This window comes from Delftia tsuruhatensis (assembly GCF_903815225.1).
GTDB classification, from domain to species: domain Bacteria; phylum Pseudomonadota; class Gammaproteobacteria; order Burkholderiales; family Burkholderiaceae_C; genus Comamonas; species Comamonas tsuruhatensis_A.
Map to the genome: position 1 here is coordinate 4,712,216 of NZ_LR813084.1, position 17,305 is coordinate 4,729,520.

Sequence of the window (17,305 nt, forward strand, 5' to 3'; positions counted from 1 at the left end):
CGCAGCGGGTACAGGTACGGCGGCTCACCGCCCGTCCTGGCGCATGCGCTCGCTCCAGTTGATGCGCCGGCCTGTGACCTGGACCAGCACGAAGATCAGGTACGACAGCAGGGCCGCCAGCAGCGCCACCGCATACACCTGGTCGCCCCGGTACTGGGCCATGCCGCGGTTGATGACGAAGCCCAGGCCCTCGGTGGAGACCATCCACTCGGCCACCACGGCCACGATGATGCTGCCCGAGCCCGTGATCTCCTGCGCGGCCAGGACGTAGGGCAGCGAGTACGGCAGGCGCACCTTCAGGAACACCTTCCAGGCCGGCACATCGAGGATGCGCATGCGGTCCAGCACCACCGCATCCACCGCCTCCAGGCCGCGCATGGTGTTGACCAGCACGGGGAAAAAGCCCGCCACCGCGACGATGGCCACGCGGGTCCAGAGCCCGTCGCCCACGGCCAGCACCAGCACCGAGGCCAGGGCCACATAGGGAATGTTGCGCAAGGTGATGGCCGCCGGCATGAGCAGCGGATTGGCGAACGGCACGGCCACGAACAGCACGGCCAGCGCGATGCCGGCCACGTTGGCCAGCAAGAAGCCCCAGGCCGCCGCCTGCAGGGTCACCAGCAGGTGGTGGGTGACGAACGATGTCTCCTGCGTCAGGACGGCGAAGACCTGGGCGGGCCGGGGAATCACGAACTCCGGCAGGTCGGACAGGGCGATCGCCAGATACCAGAGCCCGAAGATGGAGACCAGCGGAAAGGCCAGGCGCGCACCCAGGCGCAGCCAGGAGTACCAGGCCCTGGCGCCCTCGCCACGCTGGCGCCGGCCGTGCGGCGATGGCGCGGCGGGTGAAAGGATTTTCGGGTTCATGCGACCCTCCGGTCGCTGCCGAACAGCAGCCCGCGCACGCGGTCGGTGATTTCCACGAACTCGCGGCTGGTGCGAAAGGCCGCCGTGCGCGGACGCCGCTCGCCCACTTCCAGGTCGGCCACGATGCGGCCCGGCGAGCCCGAAAACACCAGCACGCGGTTGGACAGCAGCACGGCCTCATCGACATGGTGGGTGACGAACAGCACGGTCTTGGGACGCCTGGCCAGCTCGGTCCCCAGCCACATGCCCAATTCCTCGCGCTTCATCTCGTCCAGCGCCGAGAACGGCTCGTCCATCAGCAGCACGTCGGGGTCATGGGCGATGGCCGAGGCGAAGTTGACGCGCTGCAGCATGCCTCCGGACAGGCGGTGCGGCCACTGCTGCTCATGCCCGGCCAGGCCGAAGTCGCGCAGCAGCGCGTCGGCCGCCAGGCCGGCCCTGCCCGTCACCTGCTGCGTGAACCGCACATCCTCGATGGCCCGCTTCCACGGCAGCACGGCCGGCCGCTGGGACACCAGGCCCAGCCTGCGCTGGCGCCGCATGGTGGACGGCGGCAGCCCTGCCACCAGGATGCTGCCGCTGCTGGGCTGGTCCAGGTCCGCCACCAGGCGCAGCAAGGTGGTCTTGCCGCAGCCGGAGGGTCCGACCAGGGCGACGAACTGCCCTGCCTCTATGCGCAGGTTGACGGTATCGAGCGCCCGCACGCGGCCATAGCTGCGGGTCACATTGTTCAGATGGATTTGGGCCGACATGGAAAGACCTCCTGCCTCAGGTCCTGGCTTGGCGGCTCTGGAAATGCTGGGACAGCGCATCGAAGCCGCCCTGGAAGACGCCGCCACCGATCAGCGTGCAAAGCGCCAGCTCCTGCTCGGCGGGGCAGTCGAAATCCGCCGTCCACTGCGCAAAGGTCCGGTCGCCGTCCGTCACGGGCAGCAGGCGCAGGGTGGCGACATAGCCGCTGACGCCCATGGGGCTTTCCAGGATGGCGTAAGTACACGAGAAATCATGGTCGGACAGCGCCAGCAGCTGTTCGCGGATCAGGCCGCCGTCGCGGGTGTGAAAGTGCCGGATGCAGCCGATCCGGTCCGAGGGCCCGTCGCCCTCGATCCGGCTGTCGGCGATGCCGGGGTGCCACTGGGGCAGCGCGTTGAAGTCGCGGATCCGGGACCAGACCTGTGCGATGGGGGCGTTGATCACGCTGGATGCGAGGACGTGGGCCATGACAGTCTCCTGTGGGATGGGAAGGGATGGACAAGGCAATGCAGGGGAAGATGGAGCCCTTGCGGGCGACAGCCGATGCGGCCCGGCCCTCAGCCGGCCGCCGGCTGGCCGTGCAGCCGCAGGCGCGTGAATCGGCGGGCGGTGTCGGTCAGCGCCTGCTCGGCCGGCAGGCGCTCCATGGAGCTGGCGCCGTAGAAGCCATGCACGGCCGGGCAGCGGGAAAAGATCCACTGCGCATCCTCGGGCATGGCAATGGGGCCGCCGTGGCACAGCACCAGTACCTCGGGGTTGACGGCAAGCGCCGCCTCGGCACAGTCGTTGATGAGCCGCGCGCAGTCGTCCAGGGAGCGCACCGTGCCGGCGCCCATGCGCCCGCCCGATGTCAGCCCCATGTGGCAGACCACGATGTCCGCTCCCGCCCCGGCCATGTCGCGTGCCTGCTGCACGTCGAACACATAGGGCGTGGTCAGCAAGTCCATGGCACGGGCATGCGCCACCAGCTCGACCTCCAGGCCGTAGCCCATGCCGGTTTCCTCCAGATTGGCGCGGAAGTTGCCGTCGATCAGCCCCACCGTGGGGAAGTTCTGTATGCCGGAGAAGCCCAGTTCGGCCAGGTGCTGCAGGAACGGGCCGGTCATCATGAAGGGGTCGGTGCCGTTGACCCCTGCCAGCACCGGCGTGTGCCGCACGACAGGAAGCACTTCGCCGGCCATCTGGCACACGATGTCATTGGCATTGCCGTAGGCCAGCAGGCCTGCCAGCGAGCCGCGCCCCGCCATGCGGTAGCGCCCGGAGTTGTAGATCACGATCAGATCGACGCCGCCATCCTCCTCGCATCGGGCGGACAGGCCGGTGCCCGCGCCCGCGCCGATCAGCGGCAGGCCCCGGGCCAGCCGGTCGCGGAATCGTCGCAGCAGGTCCTGCCTGGGAATTCTCGCCATGGTGTCACTCCTCGATGGTGGGGTTGCCGGCGCCGCCGACTTCGGTCCATGCCTGCACCAGGGCCTGGGCAAACGCGGGGTCGTTGATGTGGTGGGGCAGGCGCACCAGTTGCCTATCGGGCCCCGGGCGGAAATGGCGCTCCAGGCCATCGAACAGTGCGCGATCGGCCTCGGGATCATGGAAAGCGGCCCCGGCCTGGTCCAGCGCCGAGATTCCGCCCTCGGGAAGCAGCAGGCGCACGGGGCCCTGCATGGCATTGAGCTTGCGTGCCAGAAACTCTGCTATGGCCTGGCACTCCCGGGCCGTGGTGCGCATCAGCGTGACGCTGGGGTTGTGCACATGGAACAGGCGCCCGGCGAACCGGGGCGGCACGGTGTCCGGGGCACCGAAATTCACCATGTCCAGCGCCCCGACCGAGCCCACCCATGGCAGGCGGCGGCGCGCGAAGACATCGAGCCGGCCCGGCCCCGCGGACAGCACGCCGCCCACGATCTCATCGGCGATCTCCGTGGTCGAGACATCGATCACGCCCGCCAGCAGGCCCGAGTCCGCCAGCTTTTCCATGCTCTGGCCGCCCGTGCCGGTGGCGTGAAAGACCAGGCAGTCGAATTGCGGCTCCAGCGCCGAGGCGACGGCCTGCACACAGGGCGTGGTGACTCCGAACATGGACAGGCCCACCGCCGGCTTGCAGGCCTGCTGCTGGGGCAGGTCCGCCCCCACCATGCCGGCCATGGCGCTGGCGGCGTTGGCAAGCACCTTCTCGCTGATGCGGTTCAGGCCTTGCACATCGGTCACGGAATACATCATGCAGATGTCGCTGGCGCCCACGTAGCCGCGCACATCGCCACTGGCCATGGTGCTGACCATGAGCTTGGGACAGCCCACCGGCAGCGCACGCATGGCCGGCGCCACCAGGGCCGTGCCGCCCGAGCCGCCTGCGGACAACAGCCCGCCCAGGTCGTCCCGGGTCTGCACGAAACGCTCGAATGCCTGGGCCATGGCGGCGACCGCACGGCCCCGGTCCGTGACGAAGACGGCCGGGCTGCCTTGCGGATGGTGGGCCGCGACCTGCTGCGGCAGGACATCGGTGGCCGTGCTGTCGCCACTCGTGGACAAGTCGACCGTGACCACGCGCACGCCCAGCCGCTCCAGGCACTGGCGCAGGTAGTGCAGTTCGCGCCCCTTGGTGTCGAAGGTACCCGCCACATAGGCGGCCTGGCGGCGCCGCGGCGGTTCAACGGGCGCATCGATCACACTGGAACCATCCATGTGGGCCATTCGGGTTGCCTCCTTGTCGGTTGTCCATCGCCTTGCAGCACACCGCCTGAAGCCTCTGGAGAAACCAGCCTCCGGGCTTCGGCAAAAATGAGACTTGCGTCTAATTTTGAGATTCGAGTATCTCGTTAGGAAAATTCTATGAAAAACATGATTTCAATGGCTATTCTTTTGATACCCATTTACCCGCATAGCTCCTGACATGCCCTCACAACGCAGCAAACCCTCCCGTTCGGCGCCCGCACCCACCAGCGGGGTCAGGGCATCCACCCGCAAGCTCCTGCTGGACACGGCCATGGAGTTGATCCAGCGCCAGGGCCACATCCCCGCCGTGGCCGAGATCGCTGCGGCATCAGGCATCTCGCGGGCCACCGCCTATCGCTACTTTCCCAGCCGCAGTGCGCTGGTGACGGCGGTCATCGAGGCATCGCTGGGCCCGGTGCGCGAGCTGGCGCCGGACCGGCTGGACGGACGGGAAAGAGTCACGGCGCTGTTCAAGCGCACGTTTCCGCGTTTCAAGGAATTCGAACCCCAGCTGCGCGCCGCCGCGCAGCTGGCCCTGGAGCAATGGGCGCTGGAGCGGGCCGGCCTGTTGCAGGAGGAGCCCTACCGGCGTGGCAGCCGCATCCGCATCCTGGAGCACGCGCTGCAGCCCTTCGAATCGAGCATGCCCAAGGCCGTGCGCGACAGGCTGCACCAGGCCTTGTCCATCATCTACGGCATCGAGCCCTATGTGATCCTGAAAGACATCTGGGGCGCCAGCAACCGCCAGGTGGAGGGCACGGCGCTGTGGATCGCCCAGGCCCTGGTGGACGCAGCCATGCGGGAAGCGCAGGCCCAGGCCGGCGACATGGCGCCTGACCAGGCGCTCCACCGCCCCGCCGCACCATCCAGGGGCACAACCTGACGCGGCGCGCCGCAAGGCCCGTGGCCACGCCCCGCCCCCGGGCATGACGGCACCGCCAGGGTGCACACGGCGCACACCGCGGCTGGCACCCATCTTGCAACGCACCAGCACGCTCCCGCCCTGACCGGCACGTCGCACCAAAACGGGTTCGACGGCCGGTCGCAACAGGGTTTACCGGGAGCAGAGATTTCCCATGATCTGTATACACTTTTTGTATGGATGTTGGTGCCAGCCCGTGCCATGCCAAGGTCCGTTCCGATAAATCAGCGAGGAGACAAATCCCCATGCATTCTTCCGTTCATCCCGTCGATGAGGTGCTGCCCGCGGGCAAGCTCACGGCGCTGGGCCTGCAGCACGTTCTCGTGATGTATGCGGGCGCCGTGGCCGTGCCCCTGATCGTCGGCCGCGCGCTCAACCTGCCGCCCGAGCAGGTGGCCCACCTGATCTCGGCCGACCTGTTTTGCTGTGGCCTGATCACGCTGATCCAGGCCATGGGCGCCACCCAGTGGTTCGGCATCAAGCTGCCCGTGATGATGGGCGTGACCTTCGCCAGCGTGGCGCCCATGGTGTCCATGGCGCAGACCACGGGCGGCTCGGCGGGGGCCGGGCTGATCTTCGGCTCGGTCATCGGGGCGGGGGTGGTCTCCATCCTCATCGCCCCGCTGATCAGCCGCATGCTGCGCTTTTTCCCGCCTGTGGTGACCGGCACCATCATCGCCGTCATCGGCATCAGCCTGATGCGCGTGGGCGTGAACTGGATCTTCGGCAACCCCGTGGGCCCGACCGCGCCCAGCGTGCCCAACCCCGAGCACCTGAAGTGGCTGGCCGACGCCCAGGCCACGGCCGGCGCGCCGGGCTCCTCGCTGCCGCCCGTGCCCAAGGGCTTCGCGGTCGTGCCCACCATCCCCAACCCCAAGTACGCGGACCTGACCGGCGTGGGCATCTCGGCCGTCGTGCTGCTGTCCATCCTGCTGATCGCGCGCTTCGCCAAGGGCTTCCTGGCCAACGTCTCGGTGCTGATGGGCATCCTGATCGGCGGCGTGCTGTCCGTGGCCATGGGCCTGATGGACTTCAGCAAGGTCGCCAAGGCCGAGTGGTTCACCCTGGTGCTGCCCTTCGAGATCGCCACCCCCGTGTTCGACCCCATCCTCATCCTCACCATGAGCCTGGTGATGGTGGTGGTGATGATCGAGTCCACCGGCATGTTCCTGGCACTGGGCGACATGACCAACCGCGAGATCAGCCAGGACGAACTGACGCGCGGCCTGCGCACCGACGGCCTGGGCACGCTGATCGGCGGAATCTTCAACACCTTCCCCTACACCAGCTTCTCGCAGAACGTGGGCCTGGTCGCCGTCACCGGCGTCAAGAGCCGCTGGGTCTGCGTGGCCGGCGGCGTGATCCTGATCATCCTGGGCGTGCTGCCCAAGATGGGCGCCCTGGTCGAATCCCTGCCCACCGTGGTGCTGGGCGGCGCGGGCCTGGTGATGTTCGGCATGGTGGCCGCCACCGGCATCCGCATCCTGAGCAACGTGGATTTCCAGACCAATCGCAACAACGCCATGATCGTCGCCGTCTCCATCGGCGTGGGCATGATTCCCCTGGTCGCCCCGAATTTCCGCCAATGGATGCCCCACAGCATTCATCCACTGATCGAATCCGGTATCCTGCTGGCCTCGATTACCGCCGTGGCACTGAACGTTTTCTTCAACGGAGCCAGCAGCGACACCTCTGCTGCCGTCCGGGCCGCGCGCCAGGCCGACGCCCACTGATGAGACAGTGCCCGCCCTGGCGGGCACGCCCAGCAACCGCCCGGCCTACCCGCCGTGCAGTCCGCCCCCTGCCATCCATCGGTGCCAGGGGGCTTGTTGTCGAAATCCCTGAGGCAAAACTGTCCTGACCCTCATAGGCTGTAGCTATCCGGTAAGCTCCGAGAGCATTTGCAGAGAATTCCTGTATGACCCAAAACCTGTCCACCGCCGAACAAGCCCTGCGCGACGCAGCGCGCGAATACCACCGCAGCCCCAACAAGGGCAAGATCTCCGTCACGCCCACCAAGCCGCTGTCCAACCAGCGCGACCTGTCGCTGGCCTACTCGCCCGGCGTGGCCTATCCCTGCCTGGACATCCAGGCCGACCCGTCCCTGGCCGCCGAATTCACGGCACGCGGCAACCTGGTCGGCGTCATCACCAACGGCACGGCCGTGCTGGGTCTGGGCGACATCGGCCCGCTGGCCGGCAAGCCCGTCATGGAAGGCAAGGGCTGCCTGTTCAAGAAGTTCGCGGGCGTCGATGTGTTCGACATCGAGCTGGCCGAACGCGATCCGGACAAGCTGATCGAGATCATCGCCTCGCTCGAGCCCACGCTGGGTGGCATCAACCTTGAGGACATCAAGGCGCCCGAGTGCTTCTACATCGAGCAGGAACTGTCCAAGCGCATGAACATTCCGGTGTTCCATGACGACCAGCACGGCACGGCCATCATCTCCAGCGCCGCCCTGCTCAACGGCCTGGAACTGGTGGACAAGCAGATCGGCAACGTCAAGATCGCCGTCTCCGGCGCCGGCGCTGCCGCCATCGCCTGCGTGAACGTGATGGTGGGCCTGGGCGTCAAGCGCGAGAACGTCTTCATGTGCGACTCCAAGGGCGTGATCTACGAAGGCCGCCCCGGTGGCCTGGACGCCTCCAAGGCCCAGTACGCGCAAAAGACCGACGCCCGCACCCTGGCCGACGCCGTCAATGGCGCCGACGTCTTCCTGGGCTGCTCGGCTCCTGGCGTGCTCACTGCCGACATGGTCAAGACCATGGCCGACAAGCCCATCATCCTGGCCCTGGCCAACCCCGAGCCCGAAATCCGTCCCGAGCTGGCCAAGGCCGTGCGCCCGGACTGCATCATGGCCACCGGCCGCTCGGACTACCCCAACCAGGTCAACAACGTCCTGTGCTTCCCCTACATCTTCCGTGGCGCGCTGGACTGCGGCGCCACCAAGATCACCGAAGCCATGAAGCTGGCCTGCGTGCGCGAGATCGCCGCGCTGGCCAAGCAGGACGTCAGCGATGAAGTCGCCGCCGCCTACCAGGGCAAGGAGCTGAAGTTCGGCCCCGACTACCTGATCCCCACGCCCTTCGACACCCGACTGATCCTGCGCATCGCGCCGGCCGTGGCCAAGGCTGCCGAAGAGTCCGGCGTGGCCACCCGCCCCATCGCCGACTACGACGCCTACCGCGAGAGCCTGACGCGCTTCGTCTACCAGACCAGCATGTTCATGCGCCCCGTGTTCGCCGCCGCCAAGGCCAACCAGCAGCGCGTGGCCTATGCCGAAGGCGAAGACGAGCGCGTGCTGCGCGCCGCCCAGGTGGCTGTCGATGACGGCCTGGCCAAGCCCATCCTGATCGGCCGCCCTGCCGTGATCGAGGCCCGCATCGCCAAGGCCGGCCTGCGCCTGGTGCTGGGCAAGGACGTGGAGATCTGCAACCCCGAAGATGATCCGCGCTTCCGTCAGTACTGGGAAACCTACCACCGCCTGATGGGCCGCAACGGCGTCACGCCCGAGACCGCCAAGGCCGCCGTGCGCCGCTCCAACACGCTGATCGCCGCGCTCATGGTCCACCTGGGCGATGCCGATGCCATGCTCTGCGGCCTGGTCGGCAAGTTCGACAGCCACCTGGCCCATGTGCGCGACGTGCTCGGCCTCAAGGAAGGCGCGGGCGAGTTCGCCACCGTCAATGCCGTGATGCTGGACAGCGGCACGCTGTTCATCGCCGACACCTACATCAACGAGGCGCCCAACGCCACCGAGCTGGCCGACATCGCCCGCCTGGCGGCCGAGGAAGTGGCCCGCTTCGGCCTGCCGCCCAAGGTGGCCTTCCTGTCGCACAGCAACTACGGCTCCTCCAGCCGCCCCTCGGCGCTGAAGATGCGCGCCGCGCGCGACCTGTTCGCCGCCGCCAACCCCGATGTGGAATGTGATGGCGAAATGCACGGCGACTCCGCCCTGTCCGAAGCCATCCGCGACCGCGCCCTGCTCGAATCCTCGTTGCACGGCGAGGCCAACGTGCTGATCTGCCCCAACCTCGACGCCGCGAACATCCTGTTCAACGTGCTCAAGACCACGGGTGGCCACGGCACGACCATCGGCCCCATCCTGCTGGGCGGCGCCGCCGCGGCCCACGTGCTGACCCCCTCGGCCACCGTGCGCCGCGTGGTCAACATGACGGCCCTGGCCGCAGCCCAGGCCATCGCGGCCCGCGGCTGATCCGCGCCAAAGGCAAGGCAGCCTCCACGGGCGCCTTGCCGAGCGCCGCTACCCCGCCAAGGCCGGCTAGAATACGCAGCTTCGGAGACTTGGGTGAGCGGTTTAAACCAGCAGTCTTGAAAACTGCCGACGGGCAACCGTCCGTGAGTTCGAATCTCACAGTCTCCGCCAGATTCGGGAAATCAGAAGCAAAGCGCCTTTCGGGGCGCTTTTTTCTTGCCCGTCCTCTGCGCAGCGAGGCACTTCTGCATCCTGGCGCCCCTTCACAGATCGATTGCCGCCTCCACATTATCTTCACACAATCTTTACATCGCATTAACTGACCAGACATAAGCTGCCCTGCTTGCACCGCTTGCGTAAGCCAAGAGTCCATAGCCAACGCCAAAGCACCTGTCCGAACGCCTCCCCGGGGATCCCCCGTGCCAGTGCCACCTCCTAGCTGCCGGCATTTCCTATGACACACTCCGTCCCCCCTCACGCGGCAGGTGCCGTCACGCCAGGCGCCCCGCTGACCCTGACACCGCGCGCGTTTTCGCCCGGACTCATAGTCGCCCTTGGCCTGCTGGTCTTTTCCCTGGCATGGCTGCTGCAGATCGACAGCTCCAGCCTCACCGCCCCCAAGGACAACCTCGAACAGCTGACCTGGGTGCATAGCCTGGAATGGGGCTACTACAAGCACCCGCCCCTGCCGACCTGGATGTTCTCGGTGCCGGTCAGCCTGCTGGGCCTGTCCGCGCGCACCAGCTATGTGACCGGAGCCCTGTTCACGCTGGCAGGGCTGTTCGTCTTCTGGAAGCTGCTCCAGGAGCTGCGCGGCAGTCGCCATGCCACCCTGGCCCTGCTGGCCGCCATGTGCGTCACCTACTACAACGAGCGGCTTCACTTCTTCAACCATGAAGTCGTGCTGATGCCCTTCTTCGTGGCCAGTGCCCTGCTCACCTGGCGCGCCGTGGGCCGCGGGCAACTGCGCTGGTGGGCCGTCCTGGGTTGCTGCCTGGGCCTGGGCGCACTGGCCAAGTACCAGATGATCCTGGCCGCCGTGGCCGTGTTCCTCTTCTGGCTGGCCTCGGGAGCCTGGCGCGAGCGGGTGCATCGCATCGGCCTGGCACTGGCTGCGGCCCTCTCGCTGGCCATCATCTCACCTCACCTGTACTGGCTGTTCCTCAACGACTTCGGCCCGATCCGCTATGCCACCGAGTCCTCGCTGGGCGCCAGCCTGGGCGCCGGCGCACGATGGCTCAATACCTTGCACTGGCTGGCCGACCAGTTGCTCAATCGTGCCCTGCTTGCCTGGGTGCTGCTGGGGCTGGCCATGGCCTTGCACCGCAAGTCCGCGGTCCATCCGCAGGAGACGGCGTTGCAGCTCCAACCTGCTCCGGCATCACGGGCCCTGATCCTGTGCTTCGGGCTCACGCCTATCGTGCTGACCTGCGCCATCGGCCTCTTCGCGGGCTCGTCATTGCAGTTGCATTGGGGAACGCCGTTTCTGCTGCTGGCCATTGCCGCGGCCATGGAGCTGGGCGGCGCCAGGCTGCGGCTGGCGCTGTCGCGCGTCTCGGTCGGCACCGCCGTCAAGTGCTTCGTGGCCCTCCAGCTGCTGCTGCTCGTCGTGGCCCAGATGACATCGGCGCGCAGTGAACTGCGGCTCAACAGCCGGCATTGGCGCAACTTCGATTCGCCGGCCCTGAGCCGGGCGCTCGCAGAGCCGGCGCGCCAGGCGCTGGGCGGCGATATCCGCGTGATCTCCGGCCCCACCGCCGAGGCCAAGGCCCTGGCCCTGAAACTTCGCGAGCGCCCCCTGGTGCTGATCGACGACCGCCTGGACATCAGCCCCTGGGTGTCCCAGCACATGGTGGATACCTGCGGCGTGCTGCATCTTCGTCTGTCCGATGTGCCGCTGCATGGCCACCAGCCGGTGGGCGACGGCTTTCCCCGGCTGTACTGGCGGGTGAGCCCGGCGGTGGAAGATGCGGGCGACTGCCCGCAGGCCTGACGCAGGCGCGGCCCTCAAGGCGCGCGCAGATAGCCCATCAACACCTGCACGATGGCGGCCTCCATGGCCGCAGGCGCGAACATGGCCGGCGGGTCGATGGTGGCCGCGTGCACCAGTGACTCCATGGTCTGGAGCACCATCCATGTGGCCAGATCGAGATCGCGGGGGGCAATGTCGTCGCGATGCTGCTCCAGCAACTGCCGCACCTGGCGGAAGATCCCGCCGTCAGCCGCACTCTGCTCGCGCGGCGCGTCGAAGAAGGGGAATTCAATTTCCAGCACCCGATGCAGGTCGGGCTCGACCCGATGGGCCGCCAGCAAGGCGCGGACCATGGCCTGCACATGGCCGTGCAGGCCCTGCGGCCGCTCTGCCGCGAGCACGGCCGCAATGGCCGCGTACATCTGGGCCGCGTGGCGCTCGTGCAGGGCCGTGATCAGCGAGTCCTTGTTCGGAAAGTACTGGTAGAGCGATCCCACACTGACGCCCGCGCGCTCGGCCACGAGGTTGGTGTTGGTGGCGGCGTAGCCGCGCTCGGCCAGAACGCGAGCCGCGGCTTCCAGAATGGCCTCGACCGTGGCCAGGGAACGCGCCTGGCGCGGCTGTTTGCGGGGCTGTGGCGGCCTGCGTCCGGCCGGCTGGGAATGCGAGTTTTCAATGTGAGCCATGGCTCATATTCTCATGGACATGTGAACTGAGTTTTTACTCGCATTTGAAAGGTGATGCACATGTCTTCCAAGATTTCGCATTCCGCGGCCGGTGCGCCGCCGGTGAATGCACTCGCGCGGCTGCTGCCGCTGACGCTGGCGGTCTTCGTCGGCTTCCTGTGCATAGGCATGCCCATGCCCGTGCTGCCGTTGCACCTGAGCCAGACCCTGGGGCTGGGTACGCTGGGCGTGGGCCTGGTCATGGGCAGCCAGTTCGCCGCCGCCTTGCTGTCGCGGGCCTGGGCCGGTGCGCTGGCCGACACGCGAGGCGCCAGGCAGGCCGTCGTCCAGGGCATGGCGCTGGCCGCGGCCTCGGGCCTGGCCTATCTGGTGTCCCGTGCCTTTGAAAACGGCCAGACCGCCGTCTGGGTCCTGGCGGCCGGGCGCATCCTGCTGGGCTGCGCCGAGAGCCTGATCGTCACCGGCGCCCTGAGCTGGGGCGTGGGCATGGTCGGTCCGCAAAATGCCGGCAAGGTGATGGCCTGGGTGGGCATCGCCATGTACGGCGCCTATGCGGCGGGCGCGCCGGCCGGCGTCGCCGTCCAGGCGGCCTGGGGTTTTTCCGGCATTGCCGTGGCCACCGTGGTGCTGCCCATCGTGGCCCTGGCCATGGTGGTGGGCCTGCGGGCCACGCCGATCGCCGCCCAGCGCCGCACGCCCTTCTACAAGGTGCTGGGCACGGTCTGGCTGCCCGGCCTGGGGCTGGCGCTGTCCAGCGTGGGCTTCGGCGTGATCACGACCTTCGCGGCGCTGCTGTTCGCCGCACGGGGATGGGGCGCCGCATCGCTGGCCTTCACGGCCTTCGGCGTGGCCTTCATCGGCGCGCGCCTGTTCTTCGGCCATCTTCCCGACAAGCTGGGCGGCGTGCGGGTGGCCTTGGCCGCCATCCCGATGGAGGCAGCGGGGCTGCTGCTGATCTGGGGCGCGGGCGATGCGGCCTGGGCCTGTCTGGGCGCCGCACTGACGGGCTTTGGCTACTCGCTGGCCTTCCCTGCCTTCGGCGTGGAGGCCGTGCGCCGCGCGCCACCCCAGGCCCGGGGCGCCGCCATGGGCGCCTACGTGGCCTTCCTCGACCTGGCAATGGGCGTGACGGCGCCCGCCGCAGGCCTGCTGGCGGGCGCCACCGGCGTGGGCCATGTGTATCTTGCGGCGGCCCTGGCCGTGGCCCTGGCTGCCACCGTGGCCTTGCTGCTGCGCTGGCCCCCTCCCCGGGGGACGAGCCATGCATGAGCCCACACTTCCTGCTGCCGGCACACAGCGTGGCCAGCCTTCCTGCCTCGGCCCGGGTCAAGGCCTATGTGGAGATTGCCGATGACGCCGAATGCCAACCCCTGGAAACGGCCGCCGCCTGGCGTACCGAATGGATCACGGCCGCGCCGGGCGAGCCCGGCCGGCGTCTGTGCCAGCGATTGCTGTACCGGCCCCTGCCGCCGGGCAGCGGCTATCTGTGGATGGCCGGCGAATCCAGCGCCATGCGTGAACTGAAGCTGCATTTTCTGGAGCGCGGCATCGAGCGCTCCCAACTGGCCACCAAAGGCTACTGGAAGCGCGGCGAGTCCGATCACCGGGATCGCTAGAGAAGCCGGAACCGCGCCCGGTTGCAGATGGAACACCTGGTTTGCATGCGATTTACCGGGCATTTACCCAAGCACGGCACAGTGGCCGCTTCAAGCGCCCTGCCGGCACACCATGGCGATGCGCACCAGACAAGGACCGGACCGATGAACAGCCTGCGGATCAGCGCCACCGTCTTCACCGAAGCCCGTTTCTGGAGCCTGGTGGTCTTCTCCGTCGTGCTGCCCTGCGCGATCTACGCCGCCCTGCTGGCCAAGCGCAGCATCTCGCGCACCACGGTGCTGCTCTTCGGCCTGGCCCTGGTGGCCATGGCGGGGGTGGATGTCTATCTGCTGCAAAGCCTGGCCTCGGCGGCCAGGCAGACGCCCTCGCTGTCCGACAACACCCTCTTCGTCTCGGAACTGTCCACGGCACTGTACCTGCTGCCGGCCATGATCGGTGGCATAGGCGTCAACATGACCTCGCATGTGCTGATCCAGCATCTGTTCGATGCGGAGCGCCGGTTCGAGAGCGCCCGCCAGAACGAGGAAATCTAGGGCACGACGCGGAATGGACCGTGCCCGTCACGGTCAGCCCATCACGTCCTCGGAGAAGATCTGCCAGCGCCCGCCGGTCTTGCGCCAGTACTGGCGCAACGGCAGGCTCTCCGCGAAGGACTTGCTGCTGGCCCGCAGGTTGACCACGCGGATCTCGCCCTTGTCGTCCTTCCAGGAGTAGATGGAAAGATCCTGCAGCGTCACTCCGGGGCGATTGAAATAGGCGCTCAACCGGTCCTGCGAAGCACGCGCGGTGGGCGACTGCAGGAAATCAGGCGCATAGACGGTGGCCAGCCTGCGCGGATCCGCGCCATTCCAGGCCGTCCTCCAGTCGTCGAGCACGCGCACGAAGGCATCGGCCGCACGCTGCTGGACCTGGGACTTGGGCGCCACCCACTGGAGTTTTTCACGGATCAGCACCGGCGTCTGGCGGTCCACGGTCTGCATGAGCAGCGTGAGATCCGGGTTGGCCAGCACCAGACAGCCATCGCTGGCCTCGGGCGCGCGCGAGAACTGGTCGGGAGGGGAGCCATGCAGCCAGATGCCGCTGCCAGTGCGGCCCACGGCCTTGTCCCAGTCATTGGGAAAATTGACGGTGAGCGCGCCCTTGCCGTAGAACTCCGGCAGCCTGGGGCCGGGAATATGGCGGCCCACGAAATAGATGCCCAGGGGCGTGCGCTGGTCGCCTTCCTGCCATTTGTCCGTGCCCAGCTTGCCGACGGAGACATAGAAGTCGCCGACCAGCCTCAGGCCGCCCGCCTCATGGGCGAACAGGTACAGCCGTGACTTGCTGGCATCGACGGCCATAGCATGCCGCACGGAGGTGCCCAGCATCAGGAATTCCGCCGGCACGGAGCCAGCGGGCGGTGCCGATGCATCGGCCTGCAGGCGGCGCTTGAGTTCGTGCTGCAGGTCCTGCAACTGGGCCTGGGTGGGACTGGCCGGGCCTTCCAGCCGCGTGACGCTGCCCACGGACAGGTTGTGCCTGACCAGCACGCCCTGCCCGCTGCCGGCCGAGGACACGGCCACGGGCATGCCTGCCAGCACCTCGCCAGCGCGGCCGGTCTTGAAGCGCAGCAGATCGGCATACACCAGCTGGGCCGCGCGGAAATTGGGAACCTCGGCCGTGAGGTCGGCCGCGGCTTTCAGGGCGCCATCGAGATCACGCTGCTCCACCTGCCGGATGATGGCCAGCAGGCGGGCCTCCGCCTGGCTTTGCGGCGTCCCGGCCTTGGCATGGGCTGCCGCGGCACCCCCCCCGGCCGTGGCCGCCACCGTTGCCGCGGCAGGCCGGGCACCGGAGACCCGGGCCTTCGCGGCAGGGGCCTTGCCGGTGCCCGGCTTGGCGGCCGCCGGCTTGCTGGCTGCCGGCTTCGCCTTGGACCTGGCGGATTTGGCATGGGCGGCCGGCCCGATGGACAGTACGGCGATGAGCAGGGCCACCCCGGCCGCTCGTGCGTGCAGCCGCAGCAAGCCGGACGACGGCACCGTCAGGGGACCCGCTCTTTCAGGCATCAGGCACCGGTTCCTTCATGGGTGATGCGCCACTGGCCCTTTTCCCGCTGCATGCGCAACGTCTTGCGGGTCGTTGTCTTGAGGGCGCCGGAGGCATAGTACTGGCGGAACTGGGCCGTGGCCTTGTCACCGTCCACCGAGACCTTGAGATCACGTACGGTGACGACGATGGAGGCCCGCCCGACGATGCGCTGGCGGCGCTGCTCCTTCCACTTGGCCAGGCTGCTGCCATCGGCAGGGGAGAAGTGATCGCTGTAGGCATCCAGATAGCGATCCATGTCCTGGCCGGCCCAGGCAGTGGCCCAGGCCTTGACGGCGGCCTCGACCTCCGGCGAAGCGGAAGGCTGCGCCGGCTTCTTTTCCTCGGCGGCAGGCACCGCCTTGGCGGGCTCTGCTGCGGCCACCGCCGTGGCTGCCGCGACCGGCGCTGCCGCGACCGGCGCTGCCGCCTTGGCCGCGGCTTCTGCCGCACGCGCCTTGTCCTGTGCCATCTTCTCTTGCGCGGCCTTTTCCTGGGCCGACTTCTCCTGCGCGGCCTTGGCCTGCGCCAGTTTCACTTCCGCGGCCTTGGCTTCCGCAGCCTTGGCCTGTGCGGCCTTGGCATCGGCCGCCTTGACTTCGGCGGCCTTGAATTCCGCGGCCCTGGCTTCCGCCGCCTTGGCTTCTGCGGCACGGGCCTGGGCGGCCTTCTCGTCGGCGGCCCGGGTATCCGCGACCTTGGCTTCTGCCGTCTTCGCGGGCGCTGCCGCCGCCGGCGTGTTCTGTGCCACCTTGGTCTGTGCACCGCCCTGCTTGGGGAAGATCTGCGTGATCAGGGCCAGCTTGGGCTGTATCGCCTGGCGCGAACCGTCCAGCTGCAATGCCTTGGCGTAGGCATCGCTGGCCATGCGGGCATAGAGATCGCCCAGGTTCTCATGCGCCGTGGCATAGCTGGGGTTGGTGCGGATGGCTTGCTCCAGCACCTCGGACGCCTTGCGCTCCTGGCCTTCTGCAGCATAGAGCACGGCCAGGTTGTTGTAGGGCTCGGGCAGGCTGGGGTAGTCCCGGGTCAGCGCCGTGAAGATCTTGATGGCCTGGGCGTTCTGGCGCTGCTCCGCCGCGATCACGCCCTGCAGGAAACGCATCTGCACATCGGCAGGGTTCTGCTTCAGATAGGCCTCGGCCTGCTTGGCGGCCTGGGCGCCCTTGCCCTGCTCCAGCAGCCGGGAAACCTCGTCCACCGCCTCCTGGGAGGCATGGGCGAACGCCCCGCACAGCGCAGCTCCCAGGCTGAAGGCTGCGATGGCCACGGGCCGGGCTATCCGCAAATAGGTATGACCCGGCACTCGCGACGGAACTCTGGACGAAATCAGCATATGGGCGCTCTCTACGCAATGAGGTTGGAAGACGGGCCTGTTCGCTTTTGCGTGCGCCACTACGCGCCTGCCGCCAAAAGCCAGCAATTTTATAGGCGAAAGCCGCAACGCCCGGTCGCACGGGCTCTTGCGTCCGCGCCCATGGGCAACACGGTGGCGC

General features: G+C 67.9%; 15 protein-coding genes and 1 tRNA gene. 8 read left to right on the forward strand and 8 right to left on the reverse strand.

The window, feature by feature from the left end:
- Window positions 1–24: 24 nt before the first annotated feature.
- From L1Z78_RS21410 to L1Z78_RS21430, 5 genes are all read right to left on the reverse strand, one after another.
- Complete coding sequence (locus tag L1Z78_RS21410; protein ID WP_234638362.1) at window positions 25–867, reverse strand: ABC transporter permease; 843 nt, start codon at window positions 865–867, stop codon at window positions 25–27.
- Complete coding sequence (locus tag L1Z78_RS21415; protein ID WP_234638363.1) at window positions 864–1,619, reverse strand: ABC transporter ATP-binding protein; 756 nt, start codon at window positions 1,617–1,619, stop codon at window positions 864–866. Before L1Z78_RS21415 ends, L1Z78_RS21410 begins: the two co-directional genes overlap by 4 nt.
- 16 nt (window positions 1,620–1,635) lie before the next feature.
- Entirely contained in the window at window positions 1,636–2,088 is a 453-nt protein-coding gene (locus L1Z78_RS21420; RefSeq protein WP_234638364.1) for an SRPBCC family protein, read from the reverse strand.
- Between the two features lie 89 nt (window positions 2,089–2,177).
- A complete protein-coding gene (locus L1Z78_RS21425; RefSeq protein ID WP_234638365.1) occupies window positions 2,178–3,029 on the reverse strand; it encodes a phosphoenolpyruvate hydrolase family protein in 852 nt (283 codons plus the stop codon).
- Window positions 3,030–3,033: 4 nt separating this feature from the next.
- On the reverse strand, window positions 3,034–4,299 hold the full coding sequence (locus L1Z78_RS21430; RefSeq protein ID WP_234638366.1) for a Tm-1-like ATP-binding domain-containing protein: 1,266 nt from the start codon (window positions 4,297–4,299) through the stop codon (window positions 3,034–3,036).
- 208 nt (window positions 4,300–4,507) lie between these two features.
- Between L1Z78_RS21430 and L1Z78_RS21435 the strand changes: the two genes are divergently transcribed.
- From L1Z78_RS21435 to L1Z78_RS21455, 5 genes are all read left to right on the forward strand, one after another.
- Window positions 4,508–5,212 carry a TetR/AcrR family transcriptional regulator gene (locus tag L1Z78_RS21435; protein ID WP_234638367.1) on the forward strand — a complete coding sequence of 235 codons (705 nt, stop codon included), beginning with the start codon at window positions 4,508–4,510 and terminating at the stop codon, window positions 5,210–5,212.
- Window positions 5,213–5,496: 284 nt separating this feature from the next.
- Complete coding sequence (locus L1Z78_RS21440; protein WP_234638368.1) at window positions 5,497–6,984, forward strand: nucleobase:cation symporter-2 family protein; 1,488 nt, start codon at window positions 5,497–5,499, stop codon at window positions 6,982–6,984.
- A 185-nt stretch (window positions 6,985–7,169) separates the two neighbouring features.
- Window positions 7,170–9,467 carry an NADP-dependent malic enzyme gene (locus L1Z78_RS21445; RefSeq protein WP_234638369.1) on the forward strand — a complete coding sequence of 766 codons (2,298 nt, stop codon included), beginning with the start codon at window positions 7,170–7,172 and terminating at the stop codon, window positions 9,465–9,467.
- 83 nt (window positions 9,468–9,550) lie between these two features.
- Window positions 9,551–9,638: transfer RNA gene (locus tag L1Z78_RS21450), tRNA-Ser, on the forward strand.
- A gap of 283 nt (window positions 9,639–9,921) precedes the next feature.
- Entirely contained in the window at window positions 9,922–11,460 is a 1,539-nt protein-coding gene (locus L1Z78_RS21455) for a glycosyltransferase family 39 protein (RefSeq protein WP_234638370.1), read from the forward strand.
- Window positions 11,461–11,474: 14 nt separating this feature from the next.
- Here the strand turns inward: L1Z78_RS21455 and L1Z78_RS21460 are convergent, their stop codons facing one another.
- On the reverse strand, window positions 11,475–12,125 hold the full coding sequence (locus tag L1Z78_RS21460) for a TetR/AcrR family transcriptional regulator (RefSeq protein ID WP_234638371.1): 651 nt from the start codon (window positions 12,123–12,125) through the stop codon (window positions 11,475–11,477).
- A gap of 60 nt (window positions 12,126–12,185) precedes the next feature.
- On the opposite strand from L1Z78_RS21460, the gene L1Z78_RS21465 reads away from it, so the two are divergent.
- The 3 genes from L1Z78_RS21465 (at window position 12,186) to L1Z78_RS21475 (ending at window position 14,275) form a co-directional block, all read left to right on the forward strand.
- Entirely contained in the window at window positions 12,186–13,394 is a 1,209-nt protein-coding gene (locus L1Z78_RS21465) for an arabinose transporter (protein WP_234638372.1), read from the forward strand.
- Window positions 13,391–13,741 (forward strand): siderophore-interacting protein, encoded by a 351-nt coding sequence (locus L1Z78_RS21470; RefSeq protein ID WP_234638373.1) that lies wholly within the window; start codon window positions 13,391–13,393, stop codon window positions 13,739–13,741. The genes L1Z78_RS21465 and L1Z78_RS21470 overlap by 4 nt, the downstream gene beginning before the upstream one ends.
- A 144-nt stretch (window positions 13,742–13,885) precedes the next feature.
- Window positions 13,886–14,275, forward strand: coding sequence for a hypothetical protein (locus tag L1Z78_RS21475; RefSeq protein ID WP_234638374.1), 390 nt, complete (start codon window positions 13,886–13,888; stop codon window positions 14,273–14,275).
- 33 nt (window positions 14,276–14,308) lie between these two features.
- Here the strand turns inward: L1Z78_RS21475 and L1Z78_RS21480 are convergent, their stop codons facing one another.
- Both L1Z78_RS21480 and L1Z78_RS28005 read right to left on the reverse strand, forming a co-directional pair.
- Window positions 14,309–15,790 carry a L,D-transpeptidase family protein gene (locus tag L1Z78_RS21480; RefSeq protein ID WP_234638375.1) on the reverse strand — a complete coding sequence of 494 codons (1,482 nt, stop codon included), beginning with the start codon at window positions 15,788–15,790 and terminating at the stop codon, window positions 14,309–14,311.
- Complete coding sequence (locus tag L1Z78_RS28005) at window positions 15,790–17,079, reverse strand: nuclear transport factor 2 family protein (protein WP_267966990.1); 1,290 nt, start codon at window positions 17,077–17,079, stop codon at window positions 15,790–15,792. The genes L1Z78_RS21480 and L1Z78_RS28005 overlap by 1 nt, the downstream gene beginning before the upstream one ends.
- Window positions 17,080–17,305: the final 226 nt, after the last annotated feature.